Raw genomic sequence first — 18,037 nt, 5'->3', positions numbered from 1 at the left:
GGTGCTTATTTAATTATTATTCTCATCTGAATAGATGGTTTTCTTCTTATATTTCATAAATGTGTACCCGAAACAGAACGCATAAATGAGAAAGATGATAAAGAATCCTATTCCCATTTCCAGGCTAAACCCTTTGGCTAGCAAATAGGTAATGGGACTTCCTGATTGGTCTAGAGATGAAACACGTTCTCCGACATCCACCAAATTTACACTTTGCCCTAAAGCGGTTTGCAACGATATCATTTGGTTTGCAATCCAAATCGTAATAAACATAATAATGGAGCCGGAAATAAGTGTTCTAAAGAGGTTTCCTTTGTGAATTGCTACCGCCATCGCCACAAAGAAACCGATCGTTGCGAGATCACCGAAAGGTAACACTTGGTTTCCGGGAACAATAGCAGCAATTAAAACCGTCAACGGAACAAATAGCAAACTAGCTGATATGACTTGGGAATCTCCCAGCAGCAAAGCAGGATCCAAGCCGATTTTGTAGTTGCCGCCGCTAAATTTTTTGTCAAGCATTTGTTTGGCAGCATCTGAGATAGGTAATAAGCCTTGCATAATTAATTTTACAACCATTGGCATAAGCACCATGACACTGGCCATTTGTACAGCTAATTGCAGCGCTTGGCCGACAGGATACTTTGCTAATAATCCAATAACAAATCCAAGTATGGCACCAATGATGGTTGGTTCACCAAAAACACCTAATTTTTGTTCTATTTTTTCACCGTCAATTTTAATTTTGTTTATTCCCGGTATCTTCTCGATTAAATCATCAATTGGCGATGCAATAACTCCCATATATGCTGACGTTCCGTGCGGTATTGCAATTCCTTCCAAGCCGAAATAATTATCTGTGACTTGACCAAACATATCCCCCAATTTATAGGCAATAATAGCATGGACAATAATACCAATAATGCCGAAAGTGAAATTGTCGGTTGCCACATATACAATCGCCCCTGTAAAAGCCATATGCCAAATATTCCAAATATCTACGTTAACAACTTTTGTCATCCGTAAAAGAAGCATCACGATGTTAACAGCTATGGCAATCGGGATCGCAATTAATCCCATAGCAGAAGCCCATGCCATAGGCGATGTGCCCGGCCATCCTAAATCAACAACTGACAGCCCCAAATTGAAATTGTCTGCCATTGCTTGAGCTGCAGGTCCCAAGTTTTTATTAAGCAAATCAACGACTAGCCCAATTCCGACAAATCCGATTCCAATTGTTAAACCAGAGCGTAATGATTTACCGACACCTTGCTTTAACAGCAAACCAATTATAAAAATAATGATCGGCAGCATGACGCTAGCACCTAAATCAACAATATATTGGATAACAGCCATGTCAAATCCCCCATTTGGCAAGCATTTATTTAAGAATATCTAAAATTTGCTGTTCTGTTTTTTGAACGTTTACTCCTGAAATAAACGCCACTCCATGAACAACTGGGACGCCGAAATCTTTCGTTACTCTTGCAGTAGTAACGATTAAATCGGCTCCATCTTTTTTAGATTCAAGCTCATTCATTCTGCATTGTATAATTTCTGCATCTATATTTTCCTTTTTTAATAATTCTCTAATTTTTTCGGCAGCCACAGTAGAAGTTGCTACAGCTCCACCGCAAGCAACAATTATTTTCTTTTTCATATAAATTACCTCCATCCATTTATTTATAAAAATTTTTTAATGATCGTTTCCATCTCATCGGAATTTTTGCTATTAAACAACCCTTTGATAAATTCTTCTTTTTTGATCGAATCGATAAGCTGCCGCAAGGTTTCCAAATGTTTTTTTCCGTCTTTAATAGCCATCAAAATGACGATGTGGATGTCAATGATATTCTCATCGCTTCCCCCCATTTCAGCAAATGTTACCGGATTTTTTAAAGTTGCAAAAACTAATCGATCTTCATTAACTAGAGTTCCATCTGTATGAGGTATGGCTACTCCAGGGTTCACTGGTAAACCAGTGGGATATTCTTTTTCTCTCTTTAAGAGTGCTTCAATAAAACCATCCTTTACAATTTTATCCTCCATAAGAGCCTGTCCTATCGTTTCAAATAGTTCTTTTTGGTTGCTAACATCTAAATCTTTTATAATATACTTGGAATCAATCATCGTTTTCCTCACCCCCGGATGCTCCTTTTGCAATCACTACCTCAACATTATGCTTTAATATTTCCGATTTAATTTCTTCATCAATATCTTTATCAGTGATAATAATATCTACATCGGAAAATGTAGCAGTCTGGTTAAAAGCGGTTGTTCCGAATTTACTATGGTCTGCAAGAATAATTTTATTTTGGCAGTGTGACATCATTTCTTTGGAAATTTCAGTTTCTCCAATATGGTGATTCGTAATACCGCTAAAGCTGTCAATACCTCCGCAGCCAAAAAAACCAATATCAACATATATGTTTTTTATATTGTTTGAGGCAAATGGTCCATAAAGGGAATCTTCATTTTTTCTTACCATCCCCCCCAAAATCACTAAATTAACTGAATCACTCCGCAACAATAAATTAACGATTGGAATTGTATTCGTGACAACGGTGATATTTTTTAATTTTAATAATTCCTCCGCCAAGAGGTACGTTGTTGTACCATAATCGAGATAGATAATATCGCCGTCTTCAACATGTTTAGCTGCCTCTTTTGCAATGGCTCTCTTGGCTTCTAAATTTTTTGTTTTCCTTCTTTCATAATCTGATTCTTGATTAGGCAAATCCAAAACAGCTCCGCCATGAATTTTTTTGATTAATCCTTCTTTTTCCAATTCGTATAGATCTTTTCGAATTGTTTCCCTAGTTACTTTCAACATTTTGCTTAAGCTCAAAATCTTTACTGCTTTCTTTTCTTTAAGAATTTCAATTATTTTTTCTTTTCTTTCTGCTGCATTTAGCAATTTATCACCTGCTTTCCTGTAACCGTTTTCTATATTATAAGCCAATTTAGTCATAATCGCAATACTTTTCTTTGCATTTTTTTGCTTTTTTGATTAAAAAACCAATATTTTATTTGCATTTAGCCTTAATATATTGCTATTTTTCTTTGCAATTGCTAATATACTGATATAAGGAGAGTGTATTCCATGATCCATTTAATTTGTCCCAATCCGGCTATAGACCGAACACTATTAGTCAAAAACTTTTCTCCTTCCACCCCAAACAGACCATTTGAGGTGAAGGAATTCCCTGGTGGAAAGAGCTTCAATGTGGCATATGCTATAAAACAGGAAAATCCAATGGCCGAGGTTTGCATTCATACGATAATCGGCGGACATAATGGTAAATATCTATCTGATTTAGCCAAAAAACGCAAAGTAAATCTTGTCATTACAGAAGTTATGCAAAATACAAGAGTCTGTAATATTGTTGTAGATACGGAGAAAAAAGTAATCTATCCCATTTATGAAAAAGGTTTAAGCTTAACAAATGACATTTTGAAGACATTTAGCCAAAATATTGCAGCAAACGTTAAGGATAATGACATTATTGTATTTTCCGGTTCATTGATGAAAGGTATGCCTGACAATTATATTGCAGAGATTTCAAAAAAGTTAAAAAAGAGAAATGTCAAAATTTTTGTTGATACAAGCGGAAAACCTTTAGTAGAAGCATATAAAGAAAAACCATATATGATAAAAATCAATGACGAAGAAATTATGGATCTATTTCCGAAAAAAAAACTCAACACTATCCAAGACTACCATCAATTATTATCAGGTCAAACTAACATACCGTTTTTTATTATTACTTTAGGAAAAAAAGGTGTTATTGCCAAAATGGAAAATGAATTTTTTTATTTAAAAACAAAAGAAATAGGAGCGAAAAATCCAGTTGCATCTGGTGACTTTTTTTTAGGTGTCTTGACTAATTGCATTGATCAAAATATTCCGTATGAGGAATCACTGAAATTAGCAATTTCTTATTCAGCAGCCAATTGTTTAAACTGGTATCCAGAAGTAAGAAAAGAGGATGTTAAAGCAATTTATTCAACAGTGAAGGTGGAAAAATTGCCAAAAAACCCTTTGTCTTAATAAAGAGATAAATTTATTACTGCAAAGTTCTCTATCACGTAGCGAACAGATGAAAGATGTAAGATGGCTGGCAATCCAGACAAACAGAATCATGTTGAATATAAAACAGCAATTTTTCAGGAGACTGTCCAAAAAGTTAGGATTAACTGACTTTTTGAGCCCCGAGTGTAAATTAGCACATTATTTCAGAATCCCTTTTTCCAATTATTTCGGACGGATTCGGAAATAATGCGAATTATTCCAGATTTTGCAGATTATATCCGAACGTTTGCATATTATTTTGGATGATCAACTAGAATGAGGATAGAGTGGGATGGAACACAGCAGAGGCCGATCGGCCCCTGCTGTGTTAGTACCCCATTTCTTCGGCTGCCATACGCACGATATCTTCGTCAATCATATCTTTTTTCCATTGAGCGCCGTATAACAGGCAAGTAGTGGCGAGGTTGTTGATTGATCTGCGGCGATGGCCTGAACCCACCATAGGGCTCGTATGTATATGTCAACAAATGGCGAAACAGATTTAGAGATTAAGAGTCTTGAAGATTTACCAAAATTCAAACAACTAATGGAGCATTTGAAGATGAAAATAAATAAAAGTCAATTAGCAAGAGATCTGGGTGTAGATCGGAGAACCATAGATAAGTATTTAAAAGGGTTCGTTCCTAAACGGACACGAAAGAAGACTTCGAAAATTGATGAGTATTATGAAACGATCGCAGCCCTCCTTTCGGAGGATTCCAAGCAGTAATTTTATTATCGCCGTGTACTATGGCAGTACTTAAAAGATAATCATGGATTGGATTGCACAGCATCCACTTTCCGGGCATATATGCGGAAAAGCCAGAGTTTAAAGCTCTTTGAGGAGGACAAACGATTTCCTTCTCCAAAAGGTACTGCACGATTTGAAACACCGATAGGAAAACAAGCACAATTAGATTGGAAAGAGAGTATTCCTTTTGAAACAAAGGATGGTCAATTGGTTGAAATCAATGTAGTCGTATTAATTCTTTCCCATTTGTTTATTGCAAAATAAAAATACAGAGTTCTGCAACAAAAAAATGCAGAACTTGATTGCATAAAAAAAAGGTTTGCCAGTTCCCAATATCCCCTCTACATGTTTAGGTTGTGTACAGACTTAAACAGGTGGAGGGAAAGAAAGGATGCTAGCAATGCCTGCAGTTAATTATATCAAACATTTAAGAGAAAACGAAGACTTGTCCATAAATGAAATTGCAAGAAAAACAGGACATAATTGGAGAACCGTGAAAAAATATGCGGATGGTGATTTATCTGAACAAGAAGTTGTGAAGAAAAAACGTGGAATAATGTATGAAAAAGGGTATGGAGAAATAGTGGATTGTTGGTTAGAGGAGGACATGAAACTAAATCGAAAAGATCGGAGAACAAATCTAGCGATTTTTGAGCAATTGAAAGAGGAATATGGGTTCGAAGGTTCGTATCGAACTGTCTAGAGTACCCTCCGGGTGAGACACAGGGTGATTTTGGGAACATGACCACTGTGAAAGACGGGGCTTATAAAGACGTGAAAACGTTGATTTTAAGCTTTTCATACAGCAATGCAGCGTTTGCTTATCCTCTTCCTTTGAAAATACAGAGTGTTTTTTAGAAGGACTAAAACAACTGTTTCACCAAGCAGGAGGAATTCCAACGTATTTGAGAATGGATAATCTAGCTGCCGCCATTGTGACGGTAGGAAAAGGAGACCAATGGGAGTATACGGATGCCTTTCTACGGTTCCAAGCGCATTATGGGTTTAAAGTTCAACCGTGTAATCCGGCCAGTGAACATGAAAAAGGAAACGTAGAAAGAAAAGTCAGTTATGTACGGAATCACTTTTTTGTCACGGCTCCTATCATGGAGGACTTCAAACAACTAGCTGAGTGGCTGAAAAAGAAGATGATCGAAGATCGGAAACGCCTGCATTATGAAAAAGGTGTCAGCATCGAAGAATTATGGCAAGACGATCAAAAGAAGCTAAAAGTGTTGCCATTAAAAGATCTTCCAATCTTTTCAATCGATACAGTCAAAGTAAATAAATACGGTGAGATTAAGGTCGATGGGGAAAAGTTTGTGATTCATAAAGTCCGGATCAAGCAGTCCTTAGTGATGAAGAAAGAATGGGACCGATTTATCTGTTTTACCAACGATGGGGAAATAATTTTCCAAGAATTCCGTCCGTATATGACGCCCATATTATCGCCTTCACAGGAGAAAGTTATCGTTTAAGAAACGCCCTTTCTTCTGTGAAGAAATCAGATTCCAAATAATAGAAAATGAGCTTGCAAGCCTCTGTAAATTTTACTGCAATTATCTGTATTTTTTGCTTGCAAAAACAACTCAGCAAGCTGATTGACACTTTCATATGTTTGTTGTAGTACCCTTTTCATCCATTTCCGTTCAGAAAGAAACCCTCCTAAGGCTTCACGGCTTCTCATCGCTTCTTCTCTTTTCTCTTTATCAGGCGGTATATACCATACTCCATTGCCTGAAGGAGCCGTCGCCCCGCTAGTGCCGCAATAACCTTTATCCACCAAGATAACCGTTGCCCCGTTTTTTTTGGCTGATAATGCAGCCCAAGCGCCGGCAGGCCCTCCACCTATAACAAGAACATCTGCTTTAAAACTTACATCATATATTTGATTGATTAATTTTTCAGAATGATTGAATGCCATTTTATCCATCCCCTTTTCATCATTTAAAATCGTTTTTACTTTTTTAAACTCAAATTCCCATAAAAAATGAAAAGAGACTTCCATAAAATGAAGGAAGTCTCCAGTCGTCTGGTCAACTCATACTAAATCCCGTAATTTTCACTAATTGATCCACTTTGGAGCTGCTGTTTTCTGTAAAGCCAAACCTTTCCTTGCTGATGAGCTGCCCGCTTTCATACCGTCTTATTTCAAATTAAACATATTTATTTACTTTGGTTTTAACCAAAAAGAGCCGCTGTCCTCTATGTGACAGATGAAAATCTTTCTGCATCATCCTATAAAGAGACATGATGGTTATCACCAATTAAAATCAAGCATTTTCACAATCCTCTTGTTGTCACCTCAAATTGTTTAATGAACCTGTTATTTCGCAACAGCCGATTTGATATCTCCTCCGAATGGGCTAAGGAATGTCTTCTGATGAGAAGTATCCTTTTTATCAATTGGAAGTTTCGGGAATAATAATTCCGCTGTTCTATAGGCTTCTTCTAAATGCGGATAGCCTGAAAGAATAAAGGTCTCAATGCCTAAATCAGCGTATTCTTTCATACGGGCAGCAACCGTATCAGGATCTCCTACTAGCGCCGTGCCTGCACCGGTCCGTACCAATCCAACACCGGCCCAAAGATTTGGACTCACTTCTAATCTTGTACGATCACCTTCATGCAAACTCGTCATTAAGCGCTGGCCTTCCGAATCCATCCGCTTAAATACTTTCAACGCCTGCGCAATAGTTTCCTCATCCACATGTTCAATGAGCTTATTGGCAGCTTCCCATGCTTCCTCTTCTGTTGGACGGACAATGACGTGCAGCCGGATGCCGAATTTTACTGTTCTTCCTTGGGCAGCAGCGTACGCCCGCATTTTATTGATTTTTTTCTCCACTTGTGCCGGTGGTTCTCCCCATGTTAAATAGACATCGATATGCTTTGCCGCCACCTTCATCGCAGCAGGTGAAGATCCTCCAAAATATAGCGGCGGATATGGTTTTTGAACTGTCGGGTATGGCAATTGCCCACCTCGAATTCGTAAATAGTCTCCTTCTAAATCAACTTCTTCTTCTGTAAATAATTGACGCCAAATGGTTAAAAATTCATCTGTTAACTCATATCGTTCATCGTGATCTAAAAACACACCTTCTCCTGCAAGCTCGACCGGATCTCCGCCAGCCACCACATTAATTAATAACCGACCGTCAGAAAATCGATCCAATGTCGCCGACATGCGTGCTGCAAAGCTCGGTGACATTAATCCTGGCCGCACCGCTACAAGATACTTTAAATTTTTTGTTACGGGTGCAAGCGTTGAAGCGACAATAAAGCCTTCTTCACATGTTTTTCCTGTTGGAATTAACACGCCGCTATAGCCTAAATCATCGACAGCCTGTGCAATTTGTCTGCAATAGTTATAGGTTGCAGGACGTGAACCTTCTTGATGATTTAATTGACGAAAGTCGCCATTTGTGGGAATAAACCAAAAGATTTCCATTTATAATTCCTCCTTGAATATGGACGATTAAATATGTCTTGAGGTGCTTAAAATAAAAAAGGAGACTCCCTTAAAAATGAAAGGAAGTCTCCAGTGGTCTGGTGGACTAATGATTGTCATCACTTCATCAGCTTGCTATTGGACTTTATCATGTATCCATGCAAGATATGCTCAGATTTCCAATCAGTGATTATTTTGCTTCTTTTGCTGGTATGCTCTAAGGTTAAAGAATCGCCCAATTGATAAACAAATAAATCCAGATAGCTTTGCAAATTCGCTGTTCGACATGAATGAGATATTCCATTTCAAAGGGAACGGAACGTCTGAATGTATTTCCGAAAATTACGCAACCGAAACATAGTATTCCTAGTTGATTACTAGATATTATATAGCTTGGATTTTTGTTTTGTCAATAACCAATATTTGTTTTTTTAATGTTGCACAAGCAAAAACGCAACAAGCCGAATAATCAATACGTGTTTTTTAAGGGAGAAAATGCACTTCTCCAAAAATACTTGGCGAATCGTATTAAAGTTTGTTTTGCCGGAAGCAATGTATGAGACTCAAAGAGTTAAACACTTATGACTCTTTCTCAATTGTTCAACTTGATCCTTTCATCGCTTCAGGAGATTCTCCTGTGTTTCTATTGCTCTTCCTTGAGCTAATGGGAAATAGAGCTATTGCCGTATCACCGATTTTTTAGATTCAAGTGTTAATGATGTTTTATCGAATGAAACTGAAATTCCTTTATGATTCACCGTTTCATTACCACGAGGAAAGCGTATTTTTCAAATAAAAATATCGTTCCGTGATAGAAGGAAGGACTAAAATTGAAGATGCAGTTTTTTCAATTTCGATCCAATTCGAACCTGTTACACTAATGTCATTATTTATTTGCACCTACCAAAACGGATAGTTCGCTTGTAATGTTATGAAAAATTTATAGAGAAAAGTACAACCGAAACCAAACAACAAAATTCCGGCAATAATCGAAACAGTCATTATTGCTTTTTTATTCATTGCTTTTCGTGTAACCGAAATGATAGTAAGAAGTATAATGTCATGTACCAATATTCCTGATAAGATTCCTAATGCAGTAATAAAAAAATCAGCTGTATTCGCTTGAGAAAATGAATCTGTCAACACTACACCAAAAATTGATATCCAAAAAATTAAATTACTTGGCGAGATTGCAACAAATATACCATTTCGATATGTTTTTCCAATCGATTTATAAGTTGGTTCGCCAATCATTGTCATATCGTGATTTGCATTTTTTATCGAATCATAAGCTAAATAAAATAAAAAAACAGCGCCTAGCAGCCATAATGGAATTTGTATTAAAGGGGCCGATAATAGGGGAGCCAATCCTAAATAAATGGCAATAATTAAAAGAAAATCAACTGTCATCCCGCCTAACCCCACCGCCCAACCATGTAAAAAACCATGTTTAATCCCTTGTTTAGTCATTTCAATTGTGATGGTTCCTATCGGTAAAGCAATCGTTAACCCCATTAAAAAGTATTTCAAATATATTTCCATTTATATAGCCTCCTAACTTATTTTGAAAATAATTTTTTGTTTATAAGGAACAGTTTTTAAAAAATAAATATGTCAGGCAGGACAAATGGAAAAGTTAACCTTTTTATTGTAATGATACTGACTCGGTAACGTCAATAATTTTGTATAATGCAAGATAAATAAAGTACCTCTGATGGAAATTTAGAATAGAGGGCTGTTTTCTTCACACAATGCGGCTAAATTTTAAGTCTCCTGTATGGCCTTTTTGCAATAATGGTTCATTGCAACATTTACCAAACATTTGCTGAAAGACTTCCTTTGCTTCGGTACTCCTCTCTACTTTTGCTCTGCCCATTTTTCATGAAAGTATTATATCATCAAATATACAACTTTTCCCCACGATTTCTAAACTGCTCAAATGCCCATCGATTTCAACTATTTCCGAATTTCTTTCGATCGCATTGGTCGTATAATGCACATTCCGACCCCTGCTTGAAAAGTCCATAATATTCAAGTCGTTCCACGATTGCACCTTTCTCTGGAACTTACTTGACCAGTTGGTTCAAAGAAAAATGAAAGAAATAGCAGTTCCTAAAACGCAGGAAGAAAGATGTGATTTTTTTACATTCGACTCAAAGTCGAAGTAAAAAAATGTTCAGACACATCAAGGGTGATCTGCAGATGATCCTTGCAGGAGGGCGAGTTTGGAATTGTGGCAATAGTTCACAGCATCCTGAAAATATGGGTCCGCATTTTCAACTCAGACAAGAATCGAAAAATTACAAAAGCCAGCGGAGAAAAACAACTATTTTTCTCTACTGGCTTCATTTTAGAATTTATCGGACCGTTCCTGTACTTCTCATTTGCATAATAAGGCCTATTGAAGAATTGTGTTTTTGCTTTTATTACTAGTTGAAAAGGTAATAAAAATCCAAATTATATTTGACATAATATATAAAACAGAAAGACATAATAAAGCATATAAAATCATACTAGTTGTAGAAGTAAATATAAATAAAATAGTAGTAAATATAACAGCCATCCCTATTAGAAGACCTAAACCACAGAGTGCAGCCATTACATACTTAAATGCATCAACCCCTAAAAATTAAAAAACAAAATGTTTAATGCCCCTTGTTCTAGTTGAACAATAGAGCTCAACTATAAATTGTCGTCAGCACCTATGTCTTAGTAAAAATCCATTGTATCCTCGAAGAAGAAGCATATCGTTTCGTAATTTTTATAAGGGAGTATAACATTCGATGTTTTACTGATAACGTTTATTCAAAACTTTCCTAAATTTTTATCATTTTTATTTGCATTGAGCATTTTGCAAAATTAGATTTTTTGGATAAAAGTATAAAAAATAAAGCACTCGACAAATAGCTACCAGCATGTTATTTTACAAAATATTACAATAATCTTGTTTTCGGGCATACCTACAGAATTTTTCACATTGAATTTTTTTAAGCGGCTTTCTTCCCTTTATTTTCCTTTGCCATCGCTAGCGCTGAAACAAGTAATACAATAGCGTTCAGGTAAATATGGGTCTTTACTTTTTCAATTCCCCATACATGTAGGGAGTTCGCCGTAAGGTAGCTTTTCATTCTTGAATTACAGCGTTCTACACTTGTCCTCTCGTTGTAAAGCTCTTTCCAACGTTTTGTATCACGGTGCGGATTGGAATATCGGCGCACATCCTTTTTGATGTCGACTTTTACCACCATTCCATAGTTGGAAGATGAACAGGCTGCCATTCCTAATGGGCAATCCACTTTGCCGGTTGCGTGAGGACATCTGAACTTGAGCTGGTCCTTATCAGCTCCCCAATAAGTCATTTCATAACCCATGGAACAACGCGGAGTTCCATTGGAAGAAATCCCTTCAGGAGGCTCTTTTTCGTTGCGCAAATTGAGCGGGATAATGGCTTGCGCTCCAATGTTTTTGGCTGATTCATAGTTTTTTAGTTGGTCATATCCGCCATCCATGATCAGAAATTCAATTTTGGATTTGGTACGCTCTGCCACTTGCTCTATTAATTCTGGTGCGACTTCTCCATCGTTCACATGGGCAGGGGTTACTTTTATGGCTATTGGCAGTTCGCTTGCGGTATCGACTGAAAGATGCATCTTATAGCCAAACCAGGTAATTTTATTGCCGAAGGAATCATATTTTGCGCCCCAATTGGCATTACCCGTTTGTTCACTACGCTTTTTGGGCTGTTTCTTTTCATAGGCATCAATGGCGGCACTGTCGATGGCCTGGTGGCTGCCGTCAATTATTCCTTCCTCCTGAGCTAACTGTACCAAGTCAAGGAAGATCTTTTCAGCCAGCTTTTTTTTGGTAAGTGCCGCAAAAACCCGGCTGAGAGTGGAGATAGACGGTGCGGGGCGATCAATCGATAAACCGCATTGATAACGGAAACGAAGGTCTTTATCCAATCGATGATGAAGGGCGGTAAAGGTGTCGATGCCTTCGAGTGGGGCAGCGATGAGAGCCCTTAGAATCCCTTCTCTGGAATGACCGTCAGCCCCTCGGGGTGAAGAACTTCTCAACTGTTTAGCATAAGGGCGTAAATCAAGCGAGCTAAAAAAGATAGGTAATTTCTCTTTTGACTCTAATTTTTGCAGTTCTTCAAAGGAAAATAGGCTTTCTTGTAGAATATACAAAGTGACTTCCTCCTTTTGAATTTTTGTGGTTTCGTCACTTCAAAAATTCTACATTTTAGGGGTGAAGTCCTTTTTTATGTCTTTGAAATCCTTATGGCTCTTGGGTCAAAAAATATGCAAAATGCTCGCATTTCATGCTTTGCTATGATTATCTCATTAAAATAAAACACAGTCTTTTAGAGTTATTTCCATTTTACTCCATGACATATGTTTTTTAAACAAAAGTTTAGATACTAATAAAATTCATGTTAATGTTGTTACTCAACTTTCTCACAGTAAATTGGATTTCTAAGCCTTACGGTTAATGGGTTTGTTGGTTGTTTCGAATACTTCTTGACATAAAAATTTGCAAAAAAAAACACCTCAACTTTTGGTATAGTTTAATTGTCCAGAAAAAACATTACCAAAAGCAGGTGAGGTGTCTCTTATTATGATAACGAATAACAGACTGAACAATCAACTACCAAAAGAAGTAAAAGCTATATTTGATGAACTTGAAATCTTAAAATATTTAAGGAAAGTGGGAATTAACAAGGGTTTCGGTTATTCCTGCGCCTATTTATTCCAGCTAGTTTTTAGTTTAGTTTTTGAAGGCAAAAATTTGTTTCGACTTCTTCAAAGTAAAAAAGCTAAAGATTTGCCGGAAAAAAACGCTATTTATCGCTTCTTAAATAACCCTCAATACAATTGGCGCAGGTTTTTACTTGTTTTGAGTACTTTCACCATTATGAAGGTAAGTAGTTTAACGAGACACGACCGTCCGAAAGTGCTGATCGTGGACGACTCATCTTATGAACGAAATCGCAGTAAAAAGGTTGAACTGCTTGCTCGCTGTTTCGATCATTCTTCTCAAAAAATGCGTTATTACAAAGGATTTCGTATGCTTACACTCGGCTGGTCAGATGGTGCTACATTTTTGCCTATTGATTTTGCTTTATTAAGCTCTACGAATTCCCAAATCAATGGGATTGATAACCGAATCGATAAGCGTACATCCGGTTATAAGCGGCGTGTCGAAGCTTTACAAAAAGCGCCGGAAGTTATTCCCAATATGATTAAACGGGCACTTTCTCAAGGAATCGATGCCTCATACGTTTTAATGGATACATGGTTTACCCAACAGCCTTTGATCAAGTCCATTGTGGATCAAGGGTTGGATGTTATTGGAATGGTGAAGGATACAAAACAAAGATATCAAGTGAACGGTGAATGGGTGAGCCTAAAAAAACTATACCAAACAGCTAAACCATCACAACATCAAAAGGGTATTTTGCGCTCTATTCACACAACGATGGCAAATGGCGTACCTGTTAAAGTGGTATTTGTCCGTAATCGTAATAAAAAGAGACAGTGGCTAGCTATTTTGAGTACAGACTGTACTTTATCGGATCAAGAAATCATTCGTATTTATGGGATACGTTGGGATATTGAAGTATTCTTCAAAACAGTCAAATCCTTATTGAAACTCCAAAAAGAGTTCCAAGGAAGATCTTATGATTCCATGATCAGCCATACCACTATTGTGTTTACAAGGTACATTGTTTTGTCTTGGCAAAACCGAGTAAGTACAGATTATCGAACATTAGGCGGCATTTTTTATGAACTTTGTGATGAAATCGATGAACTAGATTGGGCCTTTGCACTTCAACTACTCATTGAAATTCTTGAAGATGCACTTCAAAATGTAAATCAAAAGATTAAAAAATTCATCGAAAGTCAATTACGTAAATGGATTGTAGTTTTGCCTAATTATATCAAGGCTTATTTACCAAAATTGAGCTGCGAAAGTTGAGTTGTTATTTATGTTCTTAATGAAAATTAAGTTTGTTTATAAATATCAAACAAATATTGAACCGTAAATAAAAAAGAATCCATTTGGAAAAAAGCTTGATCAAATGGATTCTTCCATCAAACATAAAATTGTTTTTTTTAAAAGAATAATCATTATTCTGACCGTTAATACGCTTTTTTATTAGTTTTCATCAAAAAAATCACCAAAATCCATGCCAGCTAAATCAAAATTCTCTTCGTCCAAACCTATGGCCTCTGCCGCATCTTCTAACATTTCATCTACACCGAGGTTATCCATCAGTTCATTTAATACCATACCACCTAAAACACCCATCGCCAATCCTCCAACCATGCTTCCAATGCCGCTTGCCATACTGCCTTTATGATGAGGCTGATAGGTAGGATAGGTAAAAGGTTGTTTATACAATTCCGGTTGCTGGACTGCTTCTGCAATATATTTTTCGAACGAGGACACCAGCTTGTCTTCGTTCTCTACTATTTCTTTAGTCAAAACAAATTCTCGTTTCGCTTCGATTTTTCCATAGCCAGATCGGCATTCCACTTCCATCCAAACTTTGACTCCTTCTTCTACATAAGCAAAACGAATTTCTAATTCATGAACTTTGTCTGCAAATAACTGTGTCGGAAAAAACTCAAATTCTTGGCCATAAGAATCAAGCTTTCCTGAAGTAGATTTTTCTCGGAAGCCTAAACGGGAAAGAGCATGAAAAATGGATTGGATCTCTTTCGATGCTCCAATGGTGATATAATCAATATCTGTCCGATCTACGCCTCCCTCAATATCAAGATGGGTATCAAAATAATAAGATACAGGGCCTCTAGATAAAGGCAAGGCTTGCGGAATTCGATAATTAAATGGGATGCGTTTTTCTTCTTTTTTTGAAATTACAAATGATCCGTTTAAAGGAATCCTCTCAACCTCCCGTGAAACAGACTGGCCATTCTTTGCTCTAACAGTCATCATGAATTGAACTGCCAACTGGTTGATCTGTTGATCTACTTCGCCTCCCTTAATGACAACTTCTCCTTGCACTACTTCACCAATCTGATAAGGACGATTTTCGAATTGTAAATCTACTGTCGCTGCTCCCTTACCGAATTTCGCTAAAAATTTTTTAAGCATTTTTGAAATTCTCCCTCCATTTATTTGAAAATTTTTCTTTCTAAGATACGACATCCCATTCCACTTATTTTAAATTTTAATGATACTGATTCGCTTGAGATATGCGACCATTAGAAGGAGTGAACTCAATTTAGAGAGCTTCGTTTAAAAGAGTTTGGCGGATGACAGATTTTTATTTTCGCCGCAATTATAAGACGTTTTGGGGATTACAGTAATCCCCTGTGGGTTGAAATATCGAAACTTTTTGGCAGACTTTTTTGTATTCTGCTAGCTGGGGGATCTTGTCGCCAAGTCTTATTATGATTAATCTTCTACTAGAACCGGCGAGCCTTTATCAATTTTAGTAATCTCAATCGTTTTAATATGGTTCCCGGCCATTTCCACTACGTGAAAGGTGTACGGTCCAAATTCAATACTTTCCCCTTGTTTAATATCATAACGCTCGGTTAACATCCATCCGCCAAGTGTATCTACATCCGTTTCTTCAATTTTCAACCCTAACCAATCATTTATCTCGCTAATTAAGATGCGGCCATCAACTAAAGCTCGATCATGATTTATTTGTTGGATGATGGGTTTTTTATCTTCATCAAATTCATCTTGAATCTCACCGACAATTTCTTCAAGAATATCTTCAACTGTGACCAAACCGGATGTACCGCCATATTCATCATATAAAATCGCCATGTGTATTCGTTCTTTTTGCATTTTCAGCAACAGATCATGGATTGGAATGGATTCAATGACTTGAATAATTGGACGGACAAAATCATCTATGGATTTTTCGGTATTTAAGCTATCGTAAGAGGAGATTTCTGTAAATACCTCTTTGATGTTGATAAGGCCAATAACATGATCTTTATCTCCGTCAATTACCGGATATCTTGTAAATTTTTCTTTTTTGACGATTTCCAAGTTTTCTTTAATGGTTTTATTTTTATCAAGTGCAACAATTTCTGTTCGGGGAACCATGATTTCTTTTGCGATCCGGTCATCAAACGTGAAGATGTTATTCACATATTTGTATTCCGTTTGGTTAATCTCGCCGCTTTTGTAGCTTTCAGATAAAATAAGCCGCAGCTCTTCCTCTGAGTGTGCAAGCTCATGTTCGGAAGCTGGTTTTAAGCCAAATAAACGGATAATGCCCCTTGCAGAACCGTTTAATGCCCAAATAAATGGATACATGATTTTATAAAACAAAACTAAGGGTCTTGCTGTTAATAATGTAATAGCTTCTGCCTTTTGAATGGCTACCGTTTTCGGAGCCAATTCTCCAATAACGACATGTAAAAATGTAATCGCAGCGAAAGCAATTCCAAATGACAGTATATTAGACACATATGGGGAAAAATCCATTTTTTCAAAAACGGGGTGAAGAAGATGCTCAACAGTCGGTTCTCCTAGCCAGCCTAAACCTAATGCTGTTATGGTGATTCCAAGCTGGCACGCTGATAAATATTCGTCCAAATTGGAAATGATTTTTTTAGCTACAACAGCATTTTTATTTCCTTCCGAGATAAGCTGATCAATTCTTGAAGATCGGACTTTTACAATGGCGAATTCAGAAGCGACGAAAAATGCTGTGAAACCAATTAATACAGCAACCATAAATAAATTAAATATTTCCAAACTACGGCCGTTCCCCTAGAAAAAGGAACGACTTACACCTCCTAATAACGAAATGTCAACAGTAATTATGCTTTTTTCACTATTCCCTTGTATAGATCTCTCTTTATCATCCTAAAAACATGATTAATGATTGTAATAATGCCATCGTCTGTGGAGACAATTGATTCGAAATCTTTTTCTTACATTCATCATCCAATTTGCCTAAAAGATCATGAATTTCTTTAATTTCATCCTCCAATAATTTCATATGTTCAGCAATTGTTTTGGCTTGTTTAAGAATAAGTTCTTCCTCTGCTGCTGTTTTTTTTCTATGCAACTCTAGCCTCTCTTTTATCATGTCTAATGAATAATTCAGTTTTTTGTAATGGTCAATTAATTTTAAATCCTCAAGAGCAGATGAATCATAATATCGATAATTCGATTTGGACCGTTCTGCTTTAAGCAAGCCTAGTTTTGTATAATAATCGATTGTTCTTTTAGAAACATTTGCTATACTTGCTAGTTCACCAATTTTATAGACGACCCCATCCATCTATACCCCCTTTTAACCCTTTTAATAAGATCATATTATAATCAAACTGTACAGTCAAACGTTATACTTTTATCTTCACAAAATTGTAAATTTTTACACAATTATTCTTCTGATCAGACTTACATTACACAAAATTCTTGAAGGTACCCTGGAAAGCGTCTATTCTCTTTTCTGTTGTTTTTATTCTTGATCCATTGTTCTCAATAGTGAAAGAAATATCTAATCTTTAGTTTTCTCTTTTATTGCTTAGAAGAATTAAATAGTCCTGTACTGGATTTTTGGTCAAACCAAAACAGAAGTAAAAGAAAATGCTGACTTAGCAATAAGATCTTCCATAAATGAAATAGAACAAGATGCGAAAAACAAGATTAAAAATTTAATTGATCCTATATTTTTGGATTATATCCTTTACCTCACCATAAAATTGTTTTTTAATCCCCAGACTCCCTTAATACTTTCCACTCTTTGATTACTTCT

Annotated in this window: 12 protein-coding genes and 3 pseudogenes; 4 read left to right on the top strand and 11 right to left on the bottom strand. The window is 36.6% G+C overall.

Annotated elements, in window-relative coordinates:
* Nucleotides 1-9: 9 nt before the first annotated feature.
* The 4 genes from NSU19_RS01325 to NSU19_RS01310 are packed head-to-tail and all read right to left on the bottom strand — an operon-like array spanning nt 10 to nt 2,971.
* Nucleotides 10-1,356 carry a PTS transporter subunit IIC gene (locus NSU19_RS01325; protein WP_066250380.1) on the bottom strand — a complete coding sequence of 449 codons (1,347 nt, stop codon included), beginning with the start codon at nt 1,354-1,356 and terminating at the stop codon, nt 10-12.
* 25 nt (nt 1,357-1,381) lie between these two features.
* The gene (gene gatB, locus NSU19_RS01320) at nt 1,382-1,660 is read right to left on the bottom strand and encodes a PTS galactitol transporter subunit IIB (RefSeq protein ID WP_066250377.1); all 279 of its coding nucleotides are present in this window, start codon (nt 1,658-1,660) and stop codon (nt 1,382-1,384) included.
* A 23-nt stretch (nt 1,661-1,683) separates the two neighbouring features.
* Nucleotides 1,684-2,142, bottom strand: coding sequence for a PTS sugar transporter subunit IIA (locus NSU19_RS01315; protein ID WP_199757324.1), 459 nt, complete (start codon nt 2,140-2,142; stop codon nt 1,684-1,686).
* Complete coding sequence (locus tag NSU19_RS01310; protein WP_339198356.1) at nt 2,123-2,971, bottom strand: DeoR/GlpR family DNA-binding transcription regulator; 849 nt, start codon at nt 2,969-2,971, stop codon at nt 2,123-2,125. Before NSU19_RS01310 ends, NSU19_RS01315 begins: the two co-directional genes overlap by 20 nt.
* Before the next feature lie 132 nt (nt 2,972-3,103).
* Here NSU19_RS01310 and NSU19_RS01305 point away from each other — a divergent pair, with 132 nt between their 5' ends.
* The 3 genes and pseudogenes from NSU19_RS01305 to NSU19_RS01295 all read left to right on the top strand — a co-directional run.
* Nucleotides 3,104-4,051 (top strand): PfkB family carbohydrate kinase, encoded by a 948-nt coding sequence (locus NSU19_RS01305; RefSeq protein ID WP_339198354.1) that lies wholly within the window; start codon nt 3,104-3,106, stop codon nt 4,049-4,051.
* A 493-nt stretch (nt 4,052-4,544) separates the two neighbouring features.
* A pseudogene (locus tag NSU19_RS01300) lies at nt 4,545-5,069 on the top strand (IS21 family transposase); the annotation flags it as partial.
* A gap of 145 nt (nt 5,070-5,214) precedes the next feature.
* A pseudogene (locus NSU19_RS01295) lies at nt 5,215-6,259 on the top strand (IS21 family transposase); the annotation flags it as partial.
* Nucleotides 6,260-6,414: 155 nt separating this feature from the next.
* On the opposite strand, the pseudogene NSU19_RS01290 reads toward NSU19_RS01295, so the two are convergent.
* The 4 genes and pseudogenes from NSU19_RS01290 to NSU19_RS01275 all read right to left on the bottom strand — a co-directional run.
* Nucleotides 6,415-6,747, bottom strand: a pseudogene (locus NSU19_RS01290) (FAD-dependent oxidoreductase); the annotation flags it as partial.
* A 402-nt stretch (nt 6,748-7,149) separates the two neighbouring features.
* Nucleotides 7,150-8,274 (bottom strand): FMNH2-dependent alkanesulfonate monooxygenase, encoded by a 1,125-nt coding sequence (gene ssuD, locus NSU19_RS01285; RefSeq protein WP_063386476.1) that lies wholly within the window; start codon nt 8,272-8,274, stop codon nt 7,150-7,152.
* A 900-nt stretch (nt 8,275-9,174) separates the two neighbouring features.
* Complete coding sequence (locus NSU19_RS01280; RefSeq protein WP_311066759.1) at nt 9,175-9,816, bottom strand: LysE family transporter; 642 nt, start codon at nt 9,814-9,816, stop codon at nt 9,175-9,177.
* Between the two features lie 1,445 nt (nt 9,817-11,261).
* Nucleotides 11,262-12,464 (bottom strand): transposase, encoded by a 1,203-nt coding sequence (locus NSU19_RS01275; protein ID WP_339192838.1) that lies wholly within the window; start codon nt 12,462-12,464, stop codon nt 11,262-11,264.
* Between the two features lie 430 nt (nt 12,465-12,894).
* Between NSU19_RS01275 and NSU19_RS01270 the strand changes: the two genes are divergently transcribed.
* Nucleotides 12,895-14,256 (top strand): transposase, encoded by a 1,362-nt coding sequence (locus tag NSU19_RS01270; protein ID WP_094245809.1) that lies wholly within the window; start codon nt 12,895-12,897, stop codon nt 14,254-14,256.
* A 180-nt stretch (nt 14,257-14,436) separates the two neighbouring features.
* On the opposite strand, the gene NSU19_RS01265 is transcribed toward NSU19_RS01270, so the two are convergent.
* The 3 genes from NSU19_RS01265 to NSU19_RS01255 all read right to left on the bottom strand — a co-directional run bounded on the left by NSU19_RS01265 (nt 14,437) and on the right by NSU19_RS01255 (nt 17,560).
* The gene (locus NSU19_RS01265) at nt 14,437-15,399 is read right to left on the bottom strand and encodes a sporulation protein (RefSeq protein WP_339198350.1); all 963 of its coding nucleotides are present in this window, start codon (nt 15,397-15,399) and stop codon (nt 14,437-14,439) included.
* 303 nt (nt 15,400-15,702) lie between these two features.
* Nucleotides 15,703-17,028: a hemolysin family protein gene (locus NSU19_RS01260; protein WP_063386473.1), complete on the bottom strand. Its 1,326-nt coding sequence runs from the start codon at nt 17,026-17,028 to the stop codon at nt 15,703-15,705.
* Nucleotides 17,029-17,134: 106 nt separating this feature from the next.
* Complete coding sequence (locus NSU19_RS01255; protein ID WP_063386472.1) at nt 17,135-17,560, bottom strand: MerR family transcriptional regulator; 426 nt, start codon at nt 17,558-17,560, stop codon at nt 17,135-17,137.
* Nucleotides 17,561-18,037 lie beyond the last annotated feature (477 nt).

The sequence above is a fragment of the Aeribacillus sp. FSL k6-2211 genome (assembly GCF_037966125.1).
GTDB lineage: Bacteria > Bacillota > Bacilli > Bacillales > Aeribacillaceae > Aeribacillus > Aeribacillus composti.
Note: the sequence above shows the minus strand (reverse complement) of the source record. Positions and strands in the feature narration are given on the sequence as shown.

Bases quoted from the DNA above. Each gene is read 5' to 3' on its own strand.
- NSU19_RS01310 (WP_339198356.1), bottom strand. From the start codon at position 2,971: ATGACTAAATTGGCTTATAATATAGAAAACGGTTACAGGAAAGCAGGT.
- NSU19_RS01270 (WP_094245809.1), top strand. From the start codon at position 12,895: ATGATAACGAATAACAGACTGAACAATCAACTACCAAAAGAAGTAAAA.
- NSU19_RS01280 (WP_311066759.1), bottom strand. From the start codon at position 9,816: ATGGAAATATATTTGAAATACTTTTTAATGGGGTTAACGATTGCTTTA.
- gatB (WP_066250377.1), bottom strand. From the start codon at position 1,660: ATGAAAAAGAAAATAATTGTTGCTTGCGGTGGAGCTGTAGCAACTTCT.
- NSU19_RS01305 (WP_339198354.1), top strand. From the start codon at position 3,104: ATGATCCATTTAATTTGTCCCAATCCGGCTATAGACCGAACACTATTA.
- NSU19_RS01255 (WP_063386472.1), bottom strand. From the start codon at position 17,560: ATGGATGGGGTCGTCTATAAAATTGGTGAACTAGCAAGTATAGCAAAT.
- ssuD (WP_063386476.1), bottom strand. From the start codon at position 8,274: ATGGAAATCTTTTGGTTTATTCCCACAAATGGCGACTTTCGTCAATTA.
- NSU19_RS01265 (WP_339198350.1), bottom strand. From the start codon at position 15,399: ATGCTTAAAAAATTTTTAGCGAAATTCGGTAAGGGAGCAGCGACAGTA.
- NSU19_RS01325 (WP_066250380.1), bottom strand. From the start codon at position 1,356: ATGGCTGTTATCCAATATATTGTTGATTTAGGTGCTAGCGTCATGCTG.